The sequence below is a fragment of the Pseudoalteromonas sp. T1lg76 genome (genome assembly GCF_002964725.1).
Taxonomy (GTDB): Bacteria; Pseudomonadota; Gammaproteobacteria; order Enterobacterales; family Alteromonadaceae; genus Pseudoalteromonas.
Genome location: NZ_PQCE01000005.1, coordinates 106604 through 128196 on the forward strand (window position 1 = coordinate 106604; position 21593 = coordinate 128196).

At 49.7% G+C, this 21593-nt stretch carries 23 protein-coding genes and 4 tRNA genes; 9 read left to right on the plus strand and 18 right to left on the minus strand.

The genetic code is table 11. The features are described 5' to 3' along the window. Positions 1 to 24: 24 nt before the first annotated feature. The 4 genes from C2M35_RS01520 to rpoE are packed head-to-tail and all read right to left on the minus strand — an operon-like array spanning position 25 to position 2620. A complete protein-coding gene (locus C2M35_RS01520; protein ID WP_105264458.1) occupies positions 25 to 474 on the minus strand; it encodes a SoxR reducing system RseC family protein in 450 nt (149 codons plus the stop codon). A gap of 8 nt (positions 475 to 482) precedes the next feature. Further along, positions 483 to 1424 (minus strand): MucB/RseB C-terminal domain-containing protein, encoded by a 942-nt coding sequence (locus tag C2M35_RS01525; protein WP_105258554.1) that lies wholly within the window; start codon positions 1422 to 1424, stop codon positions 483 to 485. 6 nt (positions 1425 to 1430) lie between these two features. Continuing rightward, positions 1431 to 2036: a sigma-E factor negative regulatory protein gene (locus C2M35_RS01530; RefSeq protein WP_105213708.1), complete on the minus strand. Its 606-nt coding sequence runs from the start codon at positions 2034 to 2036 to the stop codon at positions 1431 to 1433. A 2-nt stretch (positions 2037 to 2038) separates the two neighbouring features. After that, complete coding sequence (gene rpoE, locus C2M35_RS01535) at positions 2039 to 2620, minus strand: RNA polymerase sigma factor RpoE (RefSeq protein WP_105200754.1); 582 nt, start codon at positions 2618 to 2620, stop codon at positions 2039 to 2041. A 208-nt stretch (positions 2621 to 2828) separates the two neighbouring features. On the opposite strand from rpoE, the gene nadB reads away from it, so the two are divergent. Next, positions 2829 to 4439 (plus strand): L-aspartate oxidase, encoded by a 1611-nt coding sequence (gene nadB / locus C2M35_RS01540; RefSeq protein ID WP_105200755.1) that lies wholly within the window; start codon positions 2829 to 2831, stop codon positions 4437 to 4439. Here the strand turns inward: nadB and C2M35_RS01545 are convergent. Both C2M35_RS01545 and C2M35_RS01550 read right to left on the minus strand, forming a co-directional pair. Beyond that, positions 4420 to 4899 (minus strand): protein YgfX, encoded by a 480-nt coding sequence (locus tag C2M35_RS01545; protein ID WP_158677890.1) that lies wholly within the window; start codon positions 4897 to 4899, stop codon positions 4420 to 4422. The two genes, nadB and C2M35_RS01545, sit on opposite strands and share 20 nt — an antisense overlap. After that, on the minus strand, positions 4832 to 5083 hold the full coding sequence (locus C2M35_RS01550) for an FAD assembly factor SdhE (protein WP_105213710.1): 252 nt from the start codon (positions 5081 to 5083) through the stop codon (positions 4832 to 4834). Before C2M35_RS01550 ends, C2M35_RS01545 begins: the two co-directional genes overlap by 68 nt. Positions 5084 to 5227: 144 nt before the next feature. Between C2M35_RS01550 and ygfZ the strand changes: the two genes are divergently transcribed. Next, positions 5228 to 6133 carry a CAF17-like 4Fe-4S cluster assembly/insertion protein YgfZ gene (gene ygfZ, locus C2M35_RS01555; protein ID WP_105264460.1) on the plus strand — a complete coding sequence of 302 codons (906 nt, stop codon included), beginning with the start codon at positions 5228 to 5230 and terminating at the stop codon, positions 6131 to 6133. Between the two features lie 13 nt (positions 6134 to 6146). Continuing rightward, positions 6147 to 6632 carry an FKBP-type peptidyl-prolyl cis-trans isomerase gene (locus C2M35_RS01560; RefSeq protein WP_105200759.1) on the plus strand — a complete coding sequence of 162 codons (486 nt, stop codon included), beginning with the start codon at positions 6147 to 6149 and terminating at the stop codon, positions 6630 to 6632. Between the two features lie 45 nt (positions 6633 to 6677). On the opposite strand, the gene C2M35_RS01565 is transcribed toward C2M35_RS01560, so the two are convergent. The 5 genes from C2M35_RS01565 to C2M35_RS01585 all read right to left on the minus strand — a co-directional run bounded on the left by C2M35_RS01565 (position 6678) and on the right by C2M35_RS01585 (position 12776). Then, a complete protein-coding gene (locus tag C2M35_RS01565) occupies positions 6678 to 7175 on the minus strand; it encodes a hypothetical protein (RefSeq protein WP_234000004.1) in 498 nt (165 codons plus the stop codon). Between the two features lie 15 nt (positions 7176 to 7190). Next, entirely contained in the window at positions 7191 to 8018 is an 828-nt protein-coding gene (locus C2M35_RS01570) for a DUF481 domain-containing protein (RefSeq protein ID WP_105264461.1), read from the minus strand. A gap of 9 nt (positions 8019 to 8027) precedes the next feature. Then, positions 8028 to 8342 (minus strand): HI1450 family dsDNA-mimic protein, encoded by a 315-nt coding sequence (locus tag C2M35_RS01575; protein WP_105200761.1) that lies wholly within the window; start codon positions 8340 to 8342, stop codon positions 8028 to 8030. 106 nt (positions 8343 to 8448) lie between these two features. Next, entirely contained in the window at positions 8449 to 11577 is a 3129-nt protein-coding gene (locus C2M35_RS01580; RefSeq protein ID WP_105264462.1) for an efflux RND transporter permease subunit, read from the minus strand. Between the two features lie 11 nt (positions 11578 to 11588). After that, positions 11589 to 12776 (minus strand): efflux RND transporter periplasmic adaptor subunit, encoded by a 1188-nt coding sequence (locus tag C2M35_RS01585; protein ID WP_105200762.1) that lies wholly within the window; start codon positions 12774 to 12776, stop codon positions 11589 to 11591. Between the two features lie 260 nt (positions 12777 to 13036). Here C2M35_RS01585 and C2M35_RS01590 point away from each other — a divergent pair, with 260 nt between their 5' ends. The 4 genes from C2M35_RS01590 (at position 13037) to C2M35_RS01605 (ending at position 16440) form a co-directional block, all read left to right on the plus strand. Beyond that, positions 13037 to 13828, plus strand: coding sequence for a crotonase/enoyl-CoA hydratase family protein (locus C2M35_RS01590; protein WP_105200763.1), 792 nt, complete (start codon positions 13037 to 13039; stop codon positions 13826 to 13828). Beyond that, positions 13800 to 14189, plus strand: coding sequence for a CidA/LrgA family protein (locus tag C2M35_RS01595; RefSeq protein ID WP_105200764.1), 390 nt, complete (start codon positions 13800 to 13802; stop codon positions 14187 to 14189). The genes C2M35_RS01590 and C2M35_RS01595 overlap by 29 nt, the downstream gene beginning before the upstream one ends. Next, positions 14186 to 14872: an LrgB family protein gene (locus C2M35_RS01600; protein WP_105200765.1), complete on the plus strand. Its 687-nt coding sequence runs from the start codon at positions 14186 to 14188 to the stop codon at positions 14870 to 14872. Before C2M35_RS01595 ends, C2M35_RS01600 begins: the two co-directional genes overlap by 4 nt. Before the next feature lie 215 nt (positions 14873 to 15087). Beyond that, positions 15088 to 16440 carry a M28 family metallopeptidase gene (locus tag C2M35_RS01605; RefSeq protein WP_105264463.1) on the plus strand — a complete coding sequence of 451 codons (1353 nt, stop codon included), beginning with the start codon at positions 15088 to 15090 and terminating at the stop codon, positions 16438 to 16440. Between the two features lie 515 nt (positions 16441 to 16955). On the opposite strand, the gene C2M35_RS01610 is transcribed toward C2M35_RS01605, so the two are convergent. From C2M35_RS01610 to mutY, 6 genes are all read right to left on the minus strand, one after another. Beyond that, a tRNA-Phe gene (locus C2M35_RS01610) sits at positions 16956 to 17031 on the minus strand. A 36-nt stretch (positions 17032 to 17067) separates the two neighbouring features. After that, positions 17068 to 17143, minus strand: a tRNA-Phe gene (locus tag C2M35_RS01615). A gap of 133 nt (positions 17144 to 17276) precedes the next feature. Next, positions 17277 to 17352 (minus strand) — tRNA-Thr (locus C2M35_RS01620). A gap of 46 nt (positions 17353 to 17398) precedes the next feature. Further along, a tRNA-Phe gene (locus C2M35_RS01625) sits at positions 17399 to 17474 on the minus strand. A gap of 117 nt (positions 17475 to 17591) precedes the next feature. Continuing rightward, positions 17592 to 17864 carry an oxidative damage protection protein gene (locus C2M35_RS01630; RefSeq protein ID WP_105200767.1) on the minus strand — a complete coding sequence of 91 codons (273 nt, stop codon included), beginning with the start codon at positions 17862 to 17864 and terminating at the stop codon, positions 17592 to 17594. Between the two features lie 42 nt (positions 17865 to 17906). Beyond that, a complete protein-coding gene (gene mutY / locus C2M35_RS01635; protein WP_105200864.1) occupies positions 17907 to 18974 on the minus strand; it encodes an A/G-specific adenine glycosylase in 1068 nt (355 codons plus the stop codon). Between the two features lie 150 nt (positions 18975 to 19124). Between mutY and trmB the strand changes: the two genes are divergently transcribed. Both trmB and C2M35_RS01645 read left to right on the plus strand, forming a co-directional pair. Continuing rightward, complete coding sequence (trmB, locus tag C2M35_RS01640) at positions 19125 to 19850, plus strand: tRNA (guanosine(46)-N7)-methyltransferase TrmB (RefSeq protein ID WP_105264464.1); 726 nt, start codon at positions 19125 to 19127, stop codon at positions 19848 to 19850. Position 19851: 1 nt separating this feature from the next. Then, a complete protein-coding gene (locus C2M35_RS01645) occupies positions 19852 to 20898 on the plus strand; it encodes a methyltransferase (protein WP_105264465.1) in 1047 nt (348 codons plus the stop codon). On the opposite strand, the gene C2M35_RS01650 is transcribed toward C2M35_RS01645, so the two are convergent. After that, complete coding sequence (locus C2M35_RS01650) at positions 20895 to 21356, minus strand: DUF3293 domain-containing protein (RefSeq protein ID WP_105264466.1); 462 nt, start codon at positions 21354 to 21356, stop codon at positions 20895 to 20897. The two genes, C2M35_RS01645 and C2M35_RS01650, sit on opposite strands and share 4 nt — an antisense overlap. Positions 21357 to 21593 lie beyond the last annotated feature (237 nt).

Genomic DNA, 21593 nt, shown 5'->3' on the forward strand with positions numbered 1-21593 from the left:
GGCCAATTTTACCTGTAATTGACGCTAATCACCATCTCTTTGCGATACTGGCAGGCTAAGAGGGTAAATCTTTATCACTTTCACATCATGAACAACACGCTTAAGCCTATGTTTAGCAAGGATAAAACCAGCAACCCCAGCAACAAATGCGGCGCCTATTTGCAGCCCTTCACTAACACCGAAAACAGCCTGCGCCAGCACCGCCGTCACCAAAGCGAATAACAGCGGCCAGATATAAACGACAAATGAACTCATCACTATGTGCGAGTCATCAAGGGCCAGTTTAACCTTTTGGCCCACGCTCACAGGCTCGGAAAATTGATAGGGAAAACGCTTTTTGTCTGTGCCGAACAGCTTGGCGAACACTTGCGAGCCGCACTTGCCATTACAACCGGCACAAGCCGGCTTAGGCTCGGCTTGTAAAAACGCGGTGTCGCCCTTGACGGCGACCACGGTAAGAACTTGTTCAATCATGGGCTTAACTACAGAGGTCGCTGTACTGACTCGGCTATATTTTTTGCCGTAGCGACGGGGATATTACCTATCACCGAGACATCGAAGGCGCCGGCGTTATGGATATAAATGGTGGTGGCACCCGAGGTTAACGAGCCGCTCGGACGTTGCCCGGCCAAAGGCCGCTGCACAAATACCGAGACTTCAACCAAGCCATCGGAATACAAATAATAATCTGCCAACTCATTGTTTAAATTGAGTTTATGGCGATCTGATTTAAGTAGTTCAAAGCCCTGAGGCAACCAGCCTATTTGCCAACTGCCCTGGTCTCGTGCCTCTTCATTACGAGGCAAGGGGGCCGGGAATTCACGACGGCTGATCTCAAGTAACTCCGGAGCCGGGGTTTCCGAGACATTGATATGACTCAGTTGCAGTTGCTCTAAAAATTCACCCTGATTGTTCACATAGGCGGACTTAAGCAGTAATGAGGTTTCGGTATCAAGCCAGACCCAGTAGCTGTATTTGTCCTGGTCTTTGGCTTCAATGCGCAATAGCTGTGCTGGACGACCGGCAATACGGCCCTTGTTACCAAGCACGAAATTATAGTTTTGTGCCAGTTGTTCCACGTCGCCAAACAGCACTTCCGGGATGGGACCGCTGATCGCCGAGGTTTTTACCGAATAAGGTTGAGCTTGGGGTTCGTAATAGGTAACACGATCGTCAACGCGCACCATTTCCAGGCCGGCACCATTAAGCAAGGTCAGTAATTCCAGTTCCTGCCCTTCATGAATACCGTGACTCCAGCGGTAAGGCTCCATGGCGCGGTCTTTCACCACCACAAATGAGGCGACGAAGTTGCGCTGTTTAACCGCGGTGGCCATATTGTCCAGCCACTGCTTGGCGGTCATCTCCGACATAGCCTGGGCCGGGAACAGCCACAGGCTCACTAGCACAACATAAAGGTACTTCATTAACTATTATTGTTCCTGTTGTTCTTGCTCATCTTTGTTTGCCGTGTTCGCTAAATGCGCGGCTTCACGGGTCTGACGCTGATGCTCTAATACCAGGGCGCCAATGCGCTGATGTTGTAATTCACGTAAACCACGTTCGGCATTTTCAAGCGCCGGCTCCGAAGAATAACTCACCGGTGAGGCCGCACCAATAAATGGGTTAGACTGCAAGGGCGGTAGTTCATCGGCACCATTGCCCGTCGCACCATATTGCTGGACGCCCAGTACCGCAACCACGGCCACGCTTGCGGCAATGGCAGTTTGCGTAATACCACGCCACCAGGTACCGCGGATGACGTTATCCTGTTGGGGTTGTGCTTCCCTGCTTGACTCAAACTCTTGGCCGAATTGCGCATGAACCGGTTCTTGTTCAAGTTGTTGGGCTACCTGCGCGGCTATATCTAACTGGATGCTAGGTGCTGTTTCGGAGCGCATCACATTGCCAATCAGGCTGTAACGAGCCAATGTATCTGTATCTACATCAGCAACGTTAAGCGTATCGACACTGGCTTCATTGTCCACCAAGGCAGAAATAAAGGCTTTGTCCTGCTCACTACACTTTGCTTTAGTCATAATTACGACTCACCTATTAACGGAGTTAACTTGTTATCTATCGCTTCACGAGCACGGAATATACGTGAACGCACCGTGCCCACTGGGCAATCCATTACCGCGGCGATTTCCTCATAGCTCATCCCTTCAAGTTCTCGTAAAGTGATGGCTGTTTTCAAATCTTCAGGTAGCTTATCAATGGTGGCAAAAATGACGTCTCTGACCTCGTCACTTAACAGCAAATTTTCTGGGCTGGCATTACTACGCAGTGAATCTGCACCTTCATAAAACTCAGCATCATCAGCATCGACATCATTTGCCGGCGGCCTGCGCCCCTGTGCAACCAAATAGTTCTTTGCACAGTTCACGGCAATACGATATAGCCAAGTATAAAACGCGCTGTCGCCCCTAAAATTAGGCAGCGCCCTATACGCCTTAATAAAGGCTTCTTGAGCTACATCTGCAATGTCACCTTGGTTGGCAACATAACGCGATATCAATCCTGCTACTTTGTTCTGATATTTGGCGACCAACAGGTTATAAGCATTTTTATCTCCCTGTTGAACCTTTCTTACCAGCGCTAAATCCAAATCCTGCTCGCTCATTCGAGCCGGTACTCCTCTGCGTTATTTTGCTTTTATCTTGTATCCAAGCTACCAAATACACTCAGTCTGACTGGGTCGAAATGAAAAAGTTCGCAATAACTGCATTTTTTTTCTGTTCTTAGTTAACTTCAGTCGTGCCCAGGCGGCAAATATGATACATATAGAGGCAACATAATAGGTAATATAAACCTCGGCTCAACACTATAACATGAACCCGAATAAACAACATCACAGCGACGTTGCTATCATCGGCAGCGGTGCCGCTGGCCTGTCTTTGGCGCTTTCTCTCGCCAACCATTGTCAAGTAACCGTACTCAGTAAAGGCGCTCTTAACGAGGGCTCCACCCTGTACGCCCAAGGCGGTATTGCGGCGGTATTCGATAAGAAAAACGACAGTATTGAATCCCATGTTGAAGACACCCTCACCGCCGGCGATGGTCTGTGCTCCCGCGAGGCGGTGCACTACACGGCCTCCAATGCCAAAACCTGTATGCGCTGGTTGATTGAGCAGGGTGTGCCCTTCGATATGGAAACCGATGACAAGGGTCATGAGCGCTATCACCTAACCCGTGAAGGCGGCCACAGCCATCGCCGTATTTTGCATGCTGCCGATGCCACCGGCCGCGCGGTGCAAACCACCCTCATTGAGCGCGTATTGGCTCACCCCAATATTACGCTGTTGGAAAACTACAACGCCATCGACCTGATCACAGATGCCAAGCTCGGCAAAGAAGGCAAGCATTGTCATGGCCTTTACGTATTTAACCGCGCCAAGGAACGGGTCGAGATCATCAGCGCCCGCTTTGTGGCTTTGGCTACCGGCGGCGCCAGTAAAGTTTACCTCTATACCTCCAACCCGGATGTGGCCAGCGGCGATGGTATTGCCATGGCTTGGCGGGCCGGTTGTCGCGTTGCCAATATGGAGTTCAACCAGTTCCACCCCACCAGCCTGTATCATCCTAAGTTGCAAAACTTTTTGATCACCGAGGCGATGCGTGGCGAAGGCGCTTATCTACTGCGCCCGGATGGTACCCGCTTTATGCCGGAATTTGATGAGCGCGCCGAACTGGCGCCGCGTGACGTAGTGGCTCGGGCCATCGACTTTGAGATGAAGCGCCTGGGCGCTAATTGCGTCTACCTGGATATTTCCCATCGCGACAAAGAATTTATTATCGAACACTTCCCCACCATTTATGCCAAGTGCTTAAGTGTAGGGATAGATATTACCAAGGAAGCTATTCCCGTAGTGCCAGCGGCCCATTACACCTGTGGTGGAGTGATGACCGACTTTAACGGCAAAACGGATTTAGACAACCTTTACGCCATCGGCGAAGTCGCCTACACCGGGCTGCATGGCGCCAACCGTATGGCCAGCAACTCATTATTAGAATGTATCGTCTTTGCCCATGCGGCAGCCAAGGACATAGTCGCCAAGCTGAATTTGCCGTATGAGCCCACGGCCTTGCCACAATGGGATGACAGCCGGGTAAGTGACTCGGATGAAGAAGTAGTGATCACCCACAACTGGCATGAACTGCGCCTCTTTATGTGGGATTACGTCGGCATAGTGCGCTCCACCAAACGCCTGGAGCGAGCTCTGCGCCGGGTAGAATTACTGCAGCAGGAAATTTACGAATATTATGCCAACTTCCGCATCAGCAATGATTTGCTGGAGCTGCGCAACCTGGTGCAGGTAGCTGAGCTAATCATCCGCAGTGCCCTGGCGCGCAAAGAAAGCCGTGGCCTGCACTACACCCTGGATTATCCAGAGCACCTACCCGAAGCTCATATTACCGAGCTCAAACCTGGGGCTGACTAAGCGCCAATTGCACCGCCCGGGCACACTCACGAAAGTGTTCGGGCGTCATCGCCCTGGCGGCAATAAAGACATGATGACGTTTCCCGCCCATATCGTCTTGCAGCTGCAAATGAATTAAGCCCGGATAAACCCGGGATTGAGCCAACAGCCTGCCGCTAACAGAAGCATTAGCTTGATGCACTTCGGCACGTTGTCCTTGGATCAGCACATTGCCCTGATGTGGCCAACAGCGACGAAAACGAAACCAAAAATGGCAATAACCTAAGGCCAGAATTAAGGCACTGCACAGCGCCCAAAGCCATTGCGGGTGCGCCAATAACAAGAGCGCATAGACAAAAACAAACACCGCCATAACCGGGCGGTGTTGTGGGATATTGTTTGAGAAGGCGCCGCTATACACGGACGCGGTCGAGGATGATCTTAACCAGACGCGCCAGCTCAGGGTCCTTACATTGCTCATGGCCCATAAACCAAGCGAACAGATCCGGATCATCCGCCTCCAGCAAACGTTGAAACACCGCCTTGTCTTCGTCATTTAAGGCATCATAGCCCTGCTCGACAAATGGCATAAACAATACATCCAGCTCCAACATGCCGCGACGACATGCCCAACGTAAACGCGCCTTACTATCTAAATTCGCCATGGTTTTCCTCTCAATAGTCTGCTGCCCAGCAGTGTAACAAAATCTCCCCCGGCTCACAGCTATTTTACGCTAAGGCGCTGTCATCAAAGAGGTGCTTAAGTTACACTAAGCACAGTAATTGCTCGTGCACTAAAGGAGTCATGCATGTCCACTTTGTCGGTTTATGTTACCGAAAACACCGCCATTTATGTTCATGGTGATGATGCCAAGTCTTACCTGCAAGGTCAGTTGACGCAAGACGTCATCGATATAGACGCCAACACCTGGCGCTGGGCCGGTCAGTGTAATGCCAAAGGCAAGCTGTGGGCCTGTTTTCGCATTAGCCAGTATCAGCAAGGCTATGTGCTTATTTGCTCAAACACCGAAGCACAATTTGCTCTTGCCGAGTTAAAAAAATACGCGGTATTTAGCAAGGTCGAGATCGAACTGCTCGACGCGCAGATATTGGGAGTGATAGCGCCCAAGGCGGAGTTGGCCAGCCAGTTAAATATCGACATCAGCGGCAATGCCCATCAATGGCAAGAAAACCTAGTGCTACTATTGGACGACCAACGCGCCCTCTTTATTGGCGATAACAGCGTTCTGCCCGAGCCGCAACAAGGCGGCGAGTTTGCCTGCGCACAAATTAAAGCTGGCGAGCCAAGCCTGAATGCCGAAGCTATCGATGCCTATGTGCCGCAAATGGTTAACCTGCAGGCCCTAGGTGGTATCAGCTTTAACAAGGGCTGTTACACAGGTCAGGAAACCGTGGCGCGTATGAAGTACCTGGGTAAAAACAAGCGTGCCATGTTTGTACTACGAGCTGAGCATGAGGGCATCTTAGCCCCCGAGCTAGATGCAGAGCAAAACCCACTCGACTTAGAGCGCCAGGTTGGCGATAACTGGCGTCGTGCCGGTAGCTTAATCGCCCAAGCCAGCGCCAATGGCGAACTTTTTGGCCTTGCCGTGTTGCCAAATGATACTGAGCAAGATGTTCAGCTTCGCGCAAAACACGCTCCACAGGTGCTGTTCACCATTGCACCTTTGCCTTACTCACTGACAGAAGATTGATCTGGAATACATTATGAATATAGCTGACAACAAAGTCGTTACTATGCACTACAGTGTGGTCGACAAAGCGGACAACACCATAGACAACACCTTTGATGGCGAGCCACTGGTATTTATCGTAGGTACCGGCTTTTTGATCCCTGGCCTGGAGCAAGCGCTTCAAGGTAAACAGGCTGGCGACACCTTTAGCGTCGAAGTTGAGCCAAAAGACGGCTACGGTGAACGTCATGAGCAACTAATGCAGGCGGTACCTAAGGCCATGTTCGAAGGCATGGATATTGAGGTTGGCATGCAGTTTCGTGCCACCACGGATGACGGCGAGCAAACCGTGATCATCGTTGATATTCAGGGTGAAGATGTGATTGTCGACGGTAACCACCCGCTAGCCGGTATTGCGTTGAAGTTCGACGTCGAAGTAGTTGATGTACGCGATGCGACCGCCGAAGAATTGGCCCATGGTCATGCCCATGGTGCTGGCGGCTGCGGCCACGATCACTAAGAAAGCTTTTTTGTAAGCGAAAAAGGACGCTGATGCGTCCTTTTTTTATGCTTCTTGGCTAGGCGACTGCTTCGGCGAAGGCTCTGGCGAAGGTTCCGGCGAAGGCTCCGGCAAATACCCAGACAAATGCTTGTTGATGGCTTCGGCCAGGTGCTCGGCCTCATTGCTGCCAACCCGATAAAAGGTCCCGTCCTCTAACTCAATAGCCACAGCGGCAAAGCCATTGGCACTGTAGACCCAGCCATCATGGGTAATGCGAATACCGATACCATGACGAAACGAGTTACTGACTACGGCCACGGATTTAATTTCACTAAAGGCCAAACGCTTTTTGCCAACTCCCGGACCAAAAAACCATTCCACCCCTTGTTCATCCACTCGTACCGTCAGGCCATGAAATAAAAAGGCACAGACTGCCAGTATTGCCGCAAACATGAGCATGGGGCCATCGCTGCCCATTAGGTAGAACGCCATACCGACAAAGGTGCCGATCCACAAGATTAGGGCCAAAATAGCCCAGGCATATTGTTTATGCTGATACATAGAAATTAAACTCTTTTAGTCAAAACTGTAGACAAAGGTGGCGCTTAGCTCGGAGTCATAGGTGTGTTTTAACGTCTCTGGCTTGGAGTTATAGCGATACAAGTAGGCAAACTTTAGCGAAAGCTGACCCATAATCTGGCTAATTAAGGAGGTTTCCGACTTTAACCGTGAGTTTAACCCAGACAGGGATTGCTCGGCACTTATAAACTGATTAAAGCGGGTGCGTTTCGACACCTTACGCTCCCACTGCAGGGCAAGGCGCAACAGATAGCCGGTCACATCGCCATCGTTTTGCTCAGCCTCTTCCTCGCCTTCAGCCTCATCAAGGTCAACCTTAGACACATAAAGTCCGGGACCTATATCAAAATCCACGGTATTTTTTACGCCGCGATACAGACGATTGCCGTACCCGGTTGCCACCGTAGCCTTAAAATCCAGGCCAGAGAATTCATCATCTTCATAATCGCCGTACAAAAATAAAGAGGCGTCTTCACTGCCCACCTTATAGTTGGATTGCCCGGAGACAAAAAAGCGCTGTGCTGAGATGGTTTCTTCACCGGTTTCGCTGTCGACATCGCGACGATAAAGGGAGTCGAATTTAAACTGGTTTCGCCAATGGGTGAAGTCCTGATAGACGTTGGCACGCAGTTTAAAACTGGTTGAGTCGGTGTTGCCCCTGGTGACGATAAAGCCAAACTCGGCATCGCCGTAGAACATTTCGCCCTGATGTATTTCATGGATTTCGGCATCCGTTAATTGTCCGTATTCGTGAAAGTCTTCAAACGGATCCACCGCCCAACAACTCAAACTACAACAACCAAGGAGGACTACCAAAAACCGCATACTAACTACTTACTCTTTCCAAATAACGTGACAAAAAGGGGCATCCTGATCTCGGCTGATCAACACCCGGGCAAAAACGATATCTTCATTTTCCAGCTCCAGACCTATGGTCACTTCACTGTAAAATTCTGGCTCGATTTCCATTGCCACTATGCTCTGCCAGTCCGCGCTTGGTTCACTTTCTTCAATAAAACCCAGCTCTTCTCTGTGAGCATTAAAGTCATCAATATCCTGTTCGCTCAAATGTTCGGGAGCGAGCTCTAAAAACACTTCATACGCGTGGTGAGTGATCTCTTCGGCGCTAAATAATCTGGGTCCGGACATGCTGGCTTCTTTATTTACTCTTGTTTGTGCCGATAATAACAAAAGTTATGGGCAATGTGCATAGGACCAATAAAAAGCCGGGAAATTCCCGGCTTGTTGATATTTTTTATTCTTGGGGGTTCGGGTCTATGCCGAGCTTACGCTTAACCCCCTCACGCATATTCTGCACATAGGTGTAGAAGAGCGGAACCAATAAGGTACCCAGTACGGTCGCCGCTATCATCCCTGACATTACAGTGACACCCAGAGACACCCGACTGGCGGCACCAGCACCGGTCGCCAATACCAAAGGCAGCACCCCAAGTACAAACGACAAGGCGGTCATAAGTACGGCGCGAAAACGCTGCTCGGCGGCAATTTTCGCGGCTTCGAAAATAGTCTTACCGGCGGCTCTTTGCTCCATGGCAAACTCAACGATCAGAATCGCGGTTTTGGTCGACATACCTATCAATAGTACAAAGCCTACCTGAGCATAAATATTATTGGTCATGCCGAGCATATAGAGGGTGCTCATGGAACCGAAAATCGCCAGCGGGACCGCGGCAATAACCGAAAAGGGTATGGTCCAGCTTTCATATTGAGCCACCAGGAACAAGAACACGAACAGCACGGCCAAAGCAAACAAGACACCGGCCAAATCCCCGGCCATGATCTCCTGACGAGTCTGCCCCGCCCAGTCGAACACATAACCGTCAGGCAACTCGGCAGAGAGTTCCTGCATCACCTTAATGGCATCACCGGTGGAATAACCAGGAGCGGCGTTACCTGTGACGCTCACGCTGCGATACAGATTAAAGTGATTCATGCTGGTTGGGCCAAGTATAGGTCGCAAGGTGGCAACCGTGGTCAGCGGCACCATATCCCCTTGGTTATTACGCACATAGTAGTACTGCAAGTCCTCTGGCTTGGCGCGATACTCGGCCTCAGCCTGGATATTCACCTGATAGGTACGACCAAATTGGTTAAAGTCGTTGATATACAAGGAGCCCAGCTGAGCCTGCAAGGTAAGGAAGATATTACCTAAAGTGATCCCTTGCGCCTTGGCCTTGTTACGGTCTACCTCCAGGAAGTATTGCGGCGAATTGGCGCGGAAGGTACTGAATACGCTTTGCAGCTCAGGGCGTGAATTCGCCTCGTAAATCAAGCCATTCATCACCCCGGCCAGCTCGGCCGCGTCACGCCCTTCGGAGTCAAGCAGGCGATATTCAAAGCCGGAGCTGGCGCCCAGGCCCGGGATAGGTGGCACGTTAAAGACCATGGCCTGAGCATCGGGCAGCGCCCATAATTGCCCCTGCAAACGGCTAATAACCTGGTTGATTGATAATTCTGCTGTGGTGCGCTCTTCCCAGTCTTTAAGCACCACAATGCCCAGAGCGTTGTTAGAGCCGGCACCACCCAAGAGTGAGAAGCCCGATACGCCAACAAAGTCTGCGGTCGCCGGATCTTGCGCTATGATGTCACCTATTTTTTGCACCACGGCATCGGTACGCCCTAAGGCCGCCGCATCCGGAAGCTGGATATCGACAAATACGAAACCCTGATCTTCCGGTGGCACAAAACCGGTAGGCACGTTTTTCGCCAACCAGCCGGTGGCCACAAACAGCACTACAACGATAATACCGATACGACCGGCACGCTTAAGTAAAAAGCCGATAATACCTGTATAGCCCTTGGTCGAGCTGGTGATCACATTTTCAAATGGACGCAGCCATTTAATCGGTTTCATTTTCTCGGCACTGAGCAACAAGGTACAAAGGGCCGGACTCAGGGTCAGCGCGTTTACCGATGAAATCAGTACCGCAAAGGAGATGGTCACAGAAAACTGCTTATATAGCTCACCCGTGATCCCCGGCATAAAGCCGACAGGCACAAACACCGCCAGCAATACTAAGGTGGTGGCGATAATGGGCCCGCCCACCTGAGACATGGCCTTAAAAACCGCATCCTTAATCGGCAGCTTTTCTTCTCGTAAAATACGCTCAACGTTTTCGATAACGATAATGGCATCATCCACCACTATACCTATGGCCAGTACCAAACCAAACAGGGTGATCAGGTTAATGGAAAAACCCATGGCCAACATGGCGGCAAAGGTGCCGATCAGTGAAACCGGAATAGCCAGGGTGGGAACCAGGGTTGCGCGCCAATTTTGCAAGAATAAGAAGACCACTAAGATCACCAGGCCTACCGCCTGGAACAGAGTCACTTTAACTTCTTCTATAGAGCGGTTGATAAACTTGGTGGTGTCATAAGGGATTTTATATTCAAGCCCGTCGGGGAACTGCTTTGACAGCTCCTCCATCCGCGCTTTAACCTTTTCGGCAACCTCAGTCGCATTGGCGTCGCTAAGCTGATAAATAACTATAAAGCCGGTGTCTTGTTGATTCAACTTGGCCGTACCGGCATAGCTTTTGGCGCCACGCTCAACGCGGGCAATATCCTTTAAGCGAACAAAATCGCCATCTAGGTTGGAGCGAATAATAGTTTCACCGAATTCCTGCGGCGTTATAAAACGCCCCTGTGCTTGAATAGCATATTCAAATTGCTGATTCGGAAGCGCCGGGGAAGCACCGAGTTTACCGGCGGCCACCAGGGTATTTTGTTCTTCTAGGGCGGTTTTCACTTCTACAACCGTGACCCCAAGAGAGGCCATTTTATCCGGCCTTAACCAGACCCGCATGGAGTAAGTCAAATCACCCATGACACTAGCCTCTGCCACGCCTGGAATACGACTGAGCGGCTCGGTCAGATAGTTAGTGGCATAGTTACTTAAGAAGCTGGAGTCCATATCCGGATTGTCTGAGTACAGACTCACACCCATCAACATGTTGCTCGACATTTTTTTCACCGACACGCCCTGGCGGCGTACTTCTTGCGGCAAGAAAGGTTCGGCTAGGGAGACCCGGTTTTGCACATTCACCTGAGCCATATCGGTATCCGTACCCACCTCAAAATACACGGTTATGGTGGCCGAGCCATTATTGCTGGAGGTGGACTCGATATACATCATGCCTTCAACGCCATTGATCTTTTCTTCAATGGGCCGGATCACGGTTTCTTCTATGGTTTGGGCGCTGGCACCAGCGTAAAAAGCCGACACCTGAACCTGGGGCGGGGTAATTTGCGGGTACATGTTGACCGGCAATTGGGTCATGGCAATAAGCCCGGCTAAGGTGATCACAATGGAGATCACCAAAGCCAATTTCGGTCTATAAATAAACGTCTTACTGATCATTGGAGACTCTCTTATTGTTTGTCGCTAAGGGTACCGGTTTTTTTGTCTATCTGCTTTGGCACCGGCTGCACGCTAATACCTGAGCGCACCTTTTGTAAGCCTTCAACTATCACTCGCTCGCCTTGCTCAAGGCCCGAGTCAACAACCCACATGGCATCGATGCGACGGCCCAATTTCACCAAGCGCTGCGCCACGGTATTATCTTCTTTAACCACCAGCACAAAGTTACCCTGCTGATTCACCTGCACCGCCGCTTGCGGCACCAGGGCCTGCTTTTGCTTCTCTTTACTTTCTACAATCAGGGTCACAAACAACCCAGGCATCACTATGCCGTCCGGGTTGTCAAACTTGGCACGCAGTTCCACCGTGCCCGTGCTGCGATCAATTTTGGTGTCGGCAAAGTCGAGCTCACCGTTTTGCGCAAAATCCGTATTGTTTGGTAAACGCAGGGCCAGATCTAATTGCACCTTACTGGGATCTGCGTTCTTTTGCTGTTGCTGCTGTTGATAGGTAATGTAATCCGCTTCCTCAACCTGGAAGTTAACGTAGATAGGGTCGATATCGGTCAACTCGGCTAACGAGCCGGAGTTAGGGCCAACGATATTACCAACATCGTAATTTACCTTACCTATCATGCCGCTAAAAGGCGCTTGAATTTCGGTATAGCCCAGGTTCAACCTCGCCTTTTCCAATCCGGCTTCACTGGCCTTAACGGCAGCAAGCGCCTGATTGTAGTTGGTTTCTAACTTGTCTAAGTCGGCGGCAGAGATAAAGCCATCGGAGGCAATTTCACGACCACGCTTAAGATCGCGCTCTGCCCTGTCGGCAATGGCCTTATTGCTGCGCAAGGTAGCCTCAAGTTCACTGACGCTGGCACGGTATTCGGAAGGATCAATCTTTAACAGCAACTGCCCTTTTTCAACTTGAGAACCCTCAATAAAGGTGCGTTCAATCAGCTCCCCAGACACCCGCGCCTGAATACTGGCTTCCTGAAATGCCTCGGTGCGAGCCACAAATTCACGATATTGACCAATTTCCTCTACTTGAACATCATAGACCGATACTGCGGGAGCAGGGGCGTTCTGATTGGCGACGGGTTTTTCTGAGCACCCTTGGACCAGTGTTAACGTAGCACCCGTAAGCGCCACGGCTAAGATCTTCTTTGTAAATGAACTTTTATTCGAAGGTACGCCGAGCATACTCCCTCTCCTTGATAGCTAATAATGATAAGCGCGCAATTAATCCCCGCGGAGATTACATCAAGTCGACCTCAATAGCGCTTCTCAGTTCTTTGAAAATATAGACTAATTTGTGACTTACTGTATTTATCCTTAGATTATATAAATACCATGTAAACAAACTTATTGTTGAATAAATTACATACTATCAATGAAGTTGCATAACAAAATGACAGGGCAAACCCTTTGCGTTACATTGCTAGTGGTCAGAGGAGATAATAATGATAACGCTCAGCTTTAAAGAACAAATAGCCCATGTCACCCTAGCACGGCCGCAAAAGCGTAATGCCTTGAATTATGAGATGTTTAAACAGCTTGATAAGGTCATAAAAACCATTAAAAAGCGTAAGGATATACGCGCTGTAATTCTGGATGCCCAAGGCCAGGATTTTTGTAGCGGCCTGGATGTTAAAGGTGTGATGGCCAAGCCGCGTCAGGTAGCGTCGCTACTGTTTAAATGGCTGCCGGGCAATCAGAACCTGGCGCAGCGCGTAACCTTAGGCTGGCAAGAATTAAATGTGCCAGTAATAGCCCTGACGCAAGGGCGCTGTTGGGGCGGCGGCTTGCAAATCGCTCTTGGCGCAGACTTTCGCATTGCCAGTAAGGATGCCAGCTTTGCCATTATGGAGGCACGCTGGGGCTTGTGTCCGGATATGGGCGCCAGCTTGATTATTCCAAGCCTGCTTAAAGCCGATGACTATCAACGCCTGGCGCTGACGGCACAGCCGATTGATGCAGTTCAGGCGCGCGAAATCGGGCTTATCTCTGCCATAGAGGAAAACCCCATGGCCGCGGCAGAGGTGCTGATCGCTGATATCATCGAACGCTCCCCAGATGCTATGGCCGCCATTAAGCGTCTGACCACCAGTGCTTACCGCCAAGGTCACAGGCGCCAATTAGCAAAAGAAACCTGGTCGCAGGTGCGCCTGCTTATGTGTAAAAATACCCGTATCGCCGTTAAAAACGCCAGCAGTGATAAACAATATGACTATCAACACCGCCGCTCTTGGTAAGCATGCCAAAACGGCTTTGCAGCTACTGAGAAGCTGGGCCATTTTAAGCGCCTTTCTCGTTGTTGCACATTTAGTGAGTGACCACTTGGCGCTCACCTTCCCGGCACCGCTCAGCGCCATGTTGGCGCTGTTTTTAACCCTGCAGCTTGGGCTAATAAAGTTGCACTGGTTGCTGCCGGGCACACAACCCTTGCTTAATTTTATGCCGCTGTTTTTCGTGCCCGCCGCCGCCAAGGTGGTAGAACATAGCCCGCTTATTAGCGAGCACTGGTTGGTGCTTTTGCTTTGTTTGTTTTTGGTACCGGCGCTGGGCTTAATCAGTATAGGCTTTTTAATGCAAAGGCTAAGGGGCACATCATGATGTGGCTGGCGCTACCTTTGACCATTATCGCTTTTCTGTGTTTACGCCAGCTCCACGCTAAAGTGAACTCACCGCTGTTAAACCCTGTCTTATGGACCATAATTGCGTCCGTTTTATGCCTGCTGCTGTTTGACCTTGATCTGCCCGGCTACAGCCGCGCCACGTCTCCCTTTAATTACCTCTTGGAACTGGCCGTGGTAGCACTGGCGGTGCCCTTGTATAAACAAATACATCAGCTTAAAAAGCAACTGCTGCTGATCCTTATCGCCGTAGCCGTGGGTGTTATTATGGCAACCAGCAGTGCCTATGTTATTGCCACCTTACTTAATGCCCCACAGCAACTAAAGGCATCCTTAGCCAGCCTTTCGGTGACCACACCCATCACCCTGTTAGTGACCGAACAACTGGGCGGCATCGGCAGCATAGCCGCCTCCATGGTGATCCTTATTGGCGTAGTCGGCGCCATCGTCGGCTTTAACCTGTTGCGCCTGTTTGGCATCAAGGAGCGCAGTGCCCAGGGCCTGGCCTTGGGCGGTGCCTGTCATGCCATAGGTACGGCAACCGCCATCGCAGATAACGAGTTAAGTGCTGCCTATGCCTCAGCAGCCATGGCATTAAGCGCCATACTCACACCGCTTTTGGTACCACTTTATTATCCCTGGCTGGTGCACTGGGTAGGATAAGCAACCGCACCCTTAGCTCTCACTCTTACCTTGCTTTCTCACTAGCAAGGTAAGTGCTTACTTACACCTGTGGCAAATATGCTTTACTATCCCCTTGGGCGATATCGACCACTGAGCTTTTTTCATTATTGCTTTTTTATTACACTGAAATCCGAGCAAGGAGTGCCTAGGCGTGCTGTGCTTGTTATTTTTACGTAATTTTATGGGAATCAAAAATGAAAACTAAGCTCCCGCTACTTAGTCTAATTGCCGCGGCAACACTAACCGCTTGTAGTTCAACCAATAATGCTCTGTATTTTGAACGAGCACAGCTGCAGCAGGATATCAGCTACCTGGCCAGCGACGACCTCAAAGGCCGCAAAAGCTTCTCTAAGGAAATTGACGTTGCCGCCGACTACATAGTCGAGCGTTTTACCAGCATAGGTTTGCAACCCATGCCGGGTACCCAAAGTTTTAAACAGCAATTCAATCTGCACTCAGTGATTCCCAAGTCCGTATCGGTCGCGCTAGATGGCCAGCTAATCGCAGCAGAACGAGTCGCTACTGTATCTCAGTCTGCCGGCTTTTCTTGGCAACAAACTCATGAGCTGATTATCACTCATATCTCCGCCGACGCTGATCTTCGTGAACAACTGCGCAAATTAAACCAACAAGGTGGTAATCACCTGGTTCTTATTGATAAAGCTCACGAAGAAGTCTTCAGCCGTTATCAAAACTATTTTAATAATGGCCTGACCAAGCTGGAGCTTAAAGACCAAGGTGCCATGGTCTTGGTGCTAGACCATCAGGGTGAAGTAAAAGATCTGGACGTTAAAGTAGTCAATGAGGTTAAGACGCAGCAACTAACCAATGTTGTTGGCGTGTTACCCGGTAAGCGCAAAGACACCGACATGGTACTTTTTAGCGCCCACTATGATCACCTGGGCGAAAGCAAAGGCGATCAACATGACCATCAGCAAGAAGCGAGCGAAGAGCAGGATACCATTTATAACGGTGCCAACGACAACGCCTCTGGCACGGGCGCCATGTTGAATCTGGCGCAGCATTATGCCCACCTTGGTGATAATGAGCGCACCCTGATGTTTGCCGCCTTCACCGCGGAAGAGATGGGTTTGATCGGCTCAAAACACTTTGCAAAGACGCAAAACCCGGATGCGATTGCCGCCATGATCAACATCGAAATGATCGGTAAACCCTCTCCATTTGGCAGCGGTAAGCTGTGGATGACGGGAGCTGACAAGTCTGACTTACAAACCCTGTTAAACCAAAGCCTGCCCGAAGAAAATCATATTCAGGCCAACCCCTATCCTAAGCTGAATTTATTTTACCGCTCCGATAATGCCTCATTAGCGGGCATGGGCGTACCCGCACATAGCTTTAGTTCAACGGATATGGCCAATAACAACCACTACCATACACCGAAAGACGAGCTGGCAAACTTGGATTTTGAATCTATTTATAAGTCGGTAACCCTATTGGCCATGGCAAGCGAGCCGCTGGTAAGCGCGAAAGCCACGCCCTCACGCGTAGCCCCGTTAAAGGATGACGCCGAAGGTAAAATTTACTGATCTTAATTAGCTAATTAGTTATAAGGCGGCCTAAGGGCCGCCTTTTTTATATCCGTAAGGTTATTTCAGGCAATAAAAAACCCCGACCATTGCTGATCTGGGTTTGTTTATTAGTGGTCCCAGAGGCGGATAAAATTGTCAGGAACAATTTTAGCCAGCGGCGGCTGGCCGCTTAGCCTTGGATAAGCGGTGAACTACAGGGAGGTAGTTCACCATCGAACCACCGAAAATAGAAAGCGTGAGATTACGCCTGGGCCACCAAACGATAGGCAATAAAAAACCCCGACCATTGCTGATCAGGGTTTGTTTATTAGTGGTGCCCAGAGGCGGATAAAATTGTCCGGAACAATTTTAGCCAGCGGCGGCTGGCCGCTTAGCCTTGGATAAGCGGTGAACTACAGGGAGGTAGTTCACCATCGAACCACCGACAATAAAAAGCGTGAGATTGCGCCTGAGCCACTAAATTTCAGGCAATAAAAAACCCCGACCATTGCTGATCAGGGTTTGTTTATTAGTGGTGCCCAGAGGCGGAATCGAACCACCGACACGGGGATTTTCAATCCCCTGCTCTACCGACTGAGCTATCTGGGCAATAAAAATGGTGCTGTTTAGCACCACATTTAATAATGGTGCCCAGAGGCGGAATCGAACCACCGACACGGGGATTTTCAATCCCCTGCTCTACCGACTGAGCTATCTGGGCAAGAATTAGTTTCTTGTGCTCTAAATTCATCCATGAAGCGAGGTCCTGTCGTCATCCTGACTCCACCTCAACGAACTGCGAAGCTGTGCTTCGGTTTCGTTTCGCCCAACTGAGCTATCTGGGCAAATATAAATGGTGCCTGCTGCCGGAGTCGAACTGGCGACCTACTGATTACAAGTCAGTTGCTCTACCAACTGAGCTAAGCAGGCACACAAAAGTGTGCGTATTCTCGATTAAATCAAAAACACCAAATATTGGTGCCCAGAGGCGGAATCGAACCACCGACACGGGGATTTTCAATCCCCTGCTCTACCGACTGAGCTATCTGGGCGTGCGGCGTATTAAACGGTTTTTAGGGTATCAAGTCAACCATTTTTTAAAATAAACAATTCGTTTGCACACAATTCATGCAAACTGGGATTTTTTGCCGAAAATCCCAGCAAATCGCTTATTTTTCAGGAGGTCTGTAACCTTCGATTTCGACTTCTTTACCCTCGAAAAGGAAGCCCACCATCTGCTCCTCAAGGAAAGTACGATGCTCAGGCTCCATCATATTAAGGTGCTTCTCGTTGATCAGCATGGTTTGCTTTTGCTGCCACTGAGACCAGGCCTCTTTGGAAATATTATTAAAGATTTTCTCGCCCACTTCGCCCGGGTATAACTGATAATCCAGTCCTGGAGCTTCTTTTTGCAATTTTTGGCAAAATACTGTGCGTGCCATATTAATCCTCACCTACGCATCTGCTTATATTTGTATGTTAGTTTACCCTAATGCACTAGTGCTCGCATCTGCCAAGTGACGCTTTAGTTGCTTCAGCAACTTCTTGGTCGGGGCTGCGAGACCAACCTGAGGTTCATCCTCTAGGTCATAATCCAGAAGACCACCATCGGCCAGGGCTGCCGGTACCTTATCCAATTGCACTACCATAGGATTAATATTCAGCTGAAAATGGGAGAATATATGGGTAAATGACTCAAGTTCATGGGCCCGGCCTTGCCACCCTTGCTGTGCCACATATTGCTGCGCCTGATCCTTATCGGCAAATTCTAAAAAGCAATGCAGTCCGCCCCAAATCCCGCTATTGGGCCTTTTCTCCATATAGGTCTGCCCATTGATAACGGGAATAAGCATGGTACAGCTCTTCTTCGGTACCTGTTTTTTCGGCTTAGAGTGAGGAAACTCACCTACCTTATTATGTGTAAACGCCAGGCAGCGGCTTTTAAGCGGGCAAGGTTCGCAATCAAACTTGCTGCGAGAGCAGAGACTTGAGCCCAAATCCATCATGGCCTGATTAAACTGAGTTACACCATCTTTAGGAGTCAGCTGTTCACTAAGCTGCCACAGCTGATTTTCAACCTTTTTAACCCCATACCAGCCCTCAACCATAAAGCAGCGAGCCAACACACGTTTAACGTTACCGTCCAAAATGGGGTGATGCTCCCCTCGCGACAGGCTTAAAATGGCGCCGGCGGTGGAGCGACCAATCCCAGGCAGTGCCATCACCTGCTCCAGGGTTTTAGGAAACTCACCCTTATGCTCGGCACAAATCAGCTTAGCGGTTTTATGCAGATTACGGGCTCGGGCGTAATAACCCAGCCCGGTCCAATGATGCAGCACCTCGTCCTCATCGGCCGCGGCCAGCTGCTCTATTGTGGCAAAGCGTGCCATAAAGCGATTAAAGTAGGGGATCACTGTGGCTACCTGGGTTTGTTGTAGCATGATCTCCGAAACCCAAACCTTATAAGGCGTTTTTGCTAATTGCCAAGGCAAGGTTTTACGCCCACATAAGTCGTACCAATCGACAATCTGCTCGGCGAACCAGGTTCGCATTTCTTGAGATAATTCCACTACATTACTCTTTGCTTTTTTAAATTGCGCCCAGTCTATAATTGTGTCGATAAATATCAATAGCCACCGACTTGTACTTAAGCACGCAAGTGGGGATAATACGCACCCATTTTCATTAGGACTGTCACTATCATGAGTGAATCAACACAACAGGCTCTTGCGCAAGCCGAGCGCGAAGGCAAATACATTCGCAAGGTGCGCAGCTTTGTAAAACGTGAAGGCCGCTTAACCAAAGGTCAGGCAGCATCATTAGAAAAGTGTTGGCCAAGCATGGGCCTAGAGCATAAAAACGGCCTACTTGATTTCACCAAGGTATTTGGCAACGACAACCCGGTTGTGCTGGAAATCGGTTTTGGCATGGGTAAATCATTGGTCGAAATGGCCAAGAACGACCCAAACAGCAACTTTATCGGCATTGAAGTACACCGCCCTGGCGTGGGTGCTTGTTTAATGGATGCCGATGCCCAGGAAGTTACTAACCTGCGCGTATTCGAACACGATGCCGTAGAAGTGCTGGCAGATTGTATCGCCGACTGTTCACTGGCCAAGGTACAGCTGTTCTTCCCGGATCCTTGGCATAAAAAGCGTCACCATAAGCGTCGCATAGTACAGCCTGAGTTTGTCGAGAGCCTACGCAGCAAATTAAAAATAGGTGGTGTTTTCCATATGGCCACCGACTGGGAAAATTACGCCGAGCACATGCTTGAAGTAATGCAGGCAAGCGAAAACTACGCTAACCAGTCGCCTACCAATGACTATATGCCGCGCCCAGACTCACGTCCCCTTACCAAGTTTGAACAACGCGGTCACCGTCTTGGTCACGGAGTATGGGATCTTATGTTCGAGCGCGTGAAATAAGATGCAGTTGAGTAATCCATCGCAGCTGTTGCTGCGCAGTGATGAGCTATTGAGCGCCGACTCAATTCTAGTGGTTAACTTTAACTGCGATGGTTTCGCTCACCAATTGCGAGCCCTGAACCCGCACGCAAATATTTGCCTGTTTAGTTACAATTTTGCCGACGGCCAGTTTGCAAAAAACCAACTAAGCGGCGCCAATGTCACTACTTTAGTGTCTCATCAGTTGCCGGAGCAAAAGTTTGATCTGGTGATCTACTACTACCCTAAGGCCAAGGCCGAAGCCCTGATGACACTGGATAATATTCGTGCCAGCATCAATGCCGATGCCAGACTTTTAGTCGTAGGCGAGAAAAAAGGTGGCGTTAAGTCTATCGAGAAACAGCTGAAAGATCTGGCTCAAGGTCATAAGCTTGACTCGGCCAAGCATTGCCAGCTATATCAATATACGGATATCGACCTGCTAACCGAGTTTGATATTAGCCGTTACCATAAAACCTTTACGCTAACCCGAGATATCGCCGGGCAAAGCATAGAGTGCAAGGTCGTCAGCCTGCCTGGGGTTTTTAACCATGGGCAATTGGACGACGGCACCGCCCTGCTGCTAGATAGCCTCCCCGCTTATCCAAAAGCCAAAAGCTTACTGGACTTTGGCTGCGGCGCCGGCATTATTGCCAGCTTCTGTGCCAAGCGAAACCCTAAGGTCAAGGTTACCGGACTCGACGTTAACGCCCTGGCCGGCTATGCCACGGCGCAAACCTTTGCCGCTAATGATGTAGATGGTGCAGTGTTACTGAGTGACGGCTTAAGTGAAGTGGATAAGCGCTTTGATCTGATCATTAGCAACCCACCTTTCCATACCGGCTTAAAAACCGATTATAAGATCACCGAACGCTTCTTTGCCGCCGCCAAGGATCATTTAAACCGAGGTGGCGAGCTAACCCTGGTGGCCAATAGTTTCCTGGCTTACCCAGAGCAACTGCAAACGCACTTTAAGCATCATGGTACCTTGGCGAAAACCAAACGTTTTGCCGTGTATCAAAACCGCTAAAGTACTTGCGCCCTGTTTAGCCGCGGCAAACCAGGGCGTTTTCGTATTCTACTTGCTAGCGTACAACCTAACTTAAGCTCCCGGCCATCCGCCAACAATAAATACAACACTCCTCGACGCACAAGATACACACCATTTTGCTGAAAGCGCCGCAAATAACCCCACCCCAATTTGGGATTGCAGCGTACAAATACACTGGCCTCACGATATTGCATGCGCTTGTCGCCACCAAAGCCCAGGCTATGACCATGATGCCTAACAGCATCAATCAACAAACCCAGTTGATGACGGTTTTTACGTATTCCTACTTGCCGCCCATAGGGATTAGAGGCGGTAATAACACAGCCACTTGTCGCTTTGGGCAAGCGCTGGGCAAAAACAAAATGGGCCTGCGTATAAGCATCAAGGTAGACATCAAGTGATGCCGGAGCTATGTCTTTAACACCTGTTTTGAACATAAGGGTACTTCTCTCCTCACTCATTCTCTTGCTTACAAATTAATCATCTTATTGATAATGATCACACGGGGGCAGCATGGGTGTTTTTTTGTTTAACTAAACGCAACAAAAGTCGAAAAATACGTAAAAAAGCGTTATCAAACGTAAAAAAACACCTAAAAGTATAAAAATGAAGGAACTTTTTCACATAACAGCCATCCCATGCTTTGAAGGTAAAAAAGAGAATGATATACTATC

Excerpts from the sequence above, each read along its gene's own strand:
- C2M35_RS01605 (WP_105264463.1), top strand. The coding sequence starts at position 15,088 with ATGAAAACTAAGCTCCCGCTACTTAGTCTAATTGCCGCGGCAACACTA.
- C2M35_RS01545 (WP_158677890.1), bottom strand. The coding sequence starts at position 4,899 with ATGAGCAATGTAAGGACCCTGAGCTGGCGCGTCTGGTTAAGATCATCC.
- C2M35_RS01630 (WP_105200767.1), bottom strand. The coding sequence starts at position 17,864 with ATGGCACGCACAGTATTTTGCCAAAAATTGCAAAAAGAAGCTCCAGGA.
- trmB (WP_105264464.1), top strand. The coding sequence starts at position 19,125 with ATGAGTGAATCAACACAACAGGCTCTTGCGCAAGCCGAGCGCGAAGGC.
- C2M35_RS01570 (WP_105264461.1), bottom strand. The coding sequence starts at position 8,018 with ATGCGGTTTTTGGTAGTCCTCCTTGGTTGTTGTAGTTTGAGTTGTTGG.
- C2M35_RS01600 (WP_105200765.1), top strand. The coding sequence starts at position 14,186 with ATGATGTGGCTGGCGCTACCTTTGACCATTATCGCTTTTCTGTGTTTA.
- C2M35_RS01575 (WP_105200761.1), bottom strand. The coding sequence starts at position 8,342 with ATGTCCGGACCCAGATTATTTAGCGCCGAAGAGATCACTCACCACGCG.
- C2M35_RS01565 (WP_234000004.1), bottom strand. The coding sequence starts at position 7,175 with ATGTATCAGCATAAACAATATGCCTGGGCTATTTTGGCCCTAATCTTG.
- nadB (WP_105200755.1), top strand. The coding sequence starts at position 2,829 with ATGAACCCGAATAAACAACATCACAGCGACGTTGCTATCATCGGCAGC.
- C2M35_RS01530 (WP_105213708.1), bottom strand. The coding sequence starts at position 2,036 with ATGACTAAAGCAAAGTGTAGTGAGCAGGACAAAGCCTTTATTTCTGCC.
- C2M35_RS01525 (WP_105258554.1), bottom strand. The coding sequence starts at position 1,424 with ATGAAGTACCTTTATGTTGTGCTAGTGAGCCTGTGGCTGTTCCCGGCC.
- mutY (WP_105200864.1), bottom strand. The coding sequence starts at position 18,974 with ATGCGAACCTGGTTCGCCGAGCAGATTGTCGATTGGTACGACTTATGT.
- C2M35_RS01650 (WP_105264466.1), bottom strand. The coding sequence starts at position 21,356 with ATGTTCAAAACAGGTGTTAAAGACATAGCTCCGGCATCACTTGATGTC.
- C2M35_RS01580 (WP_105264462.1), bottom strand. The coding sequence starts at position 11,577 with ATGATCAGTAAGACGTTTATTTATAGACCGAAATTGGCTTTGGTGATC.
- ygfZ (WP_105264460.1), top strand. The coding sequence starts at position 5,228 with ATGTCCACTTTGTCGGTTTATGTTACCGAAAACACCGCCATTTATGTT.
- C2M35_RS01560 (WP_105200759.1), top strand. The coding sequence starts at position 6,147 with ATGAATATAGCTGACAACAAAGTCGTTACTATGCACTACAGTGTGGTC.
- C2M35_RS01550 (WP_105213710.1), bottom strand. The coding sequence starts at position 5,083 with ATGGCGAATTTAGATAGTAAGGCGCGTTTACGTTGGGCATGTCGTCGC.
- C2M35_RS01585 (WP_105200762.1), bottom strand. The coding sequence starts at position 12,776 with ATGCTCGGCGTACCTTCGAATAAAAGTTCATTTACAAAGAAGATCTTA.
- C2M35_RS01520 (WP_105264458.1), bottom strand. The coding sequence starts at position 474 with ATGATTGAACAAGTTCTTACCGTGGTCGCCGTCAAGGGCGACACCGCG.
- C2M35_RS01590 (WP_105200763.1), top strand. The coding sequence starts at position 13,037 with ATGATAACGCTCAGCTTTAAAGAACAAATAGCCCATGTCACCCTAGCA.
- rpoE (WP_105200754.1), bottom strand. The coding sequence starts at position 2,620 with ATGAGCGAGCAGGATTTGGATTTAGCGCTGGTAAGAAAGGTTCAACAG.
- C2M35_RS01645 (WP_105264465.1), top strand. The coding sequence starts at position 19,852 with ATGCAGTTGAGTAATCCATCGCAGCTGTTGCTGCGCAGTGATGAGCTA.
- C2M35_RS01595 (WP_105200764.1), top strand. The coding sequence starts at position 13,800 with ATGACTATCAACACCGCCGCTCTTGGTAAGCATGCCAAAACGGCTTTG.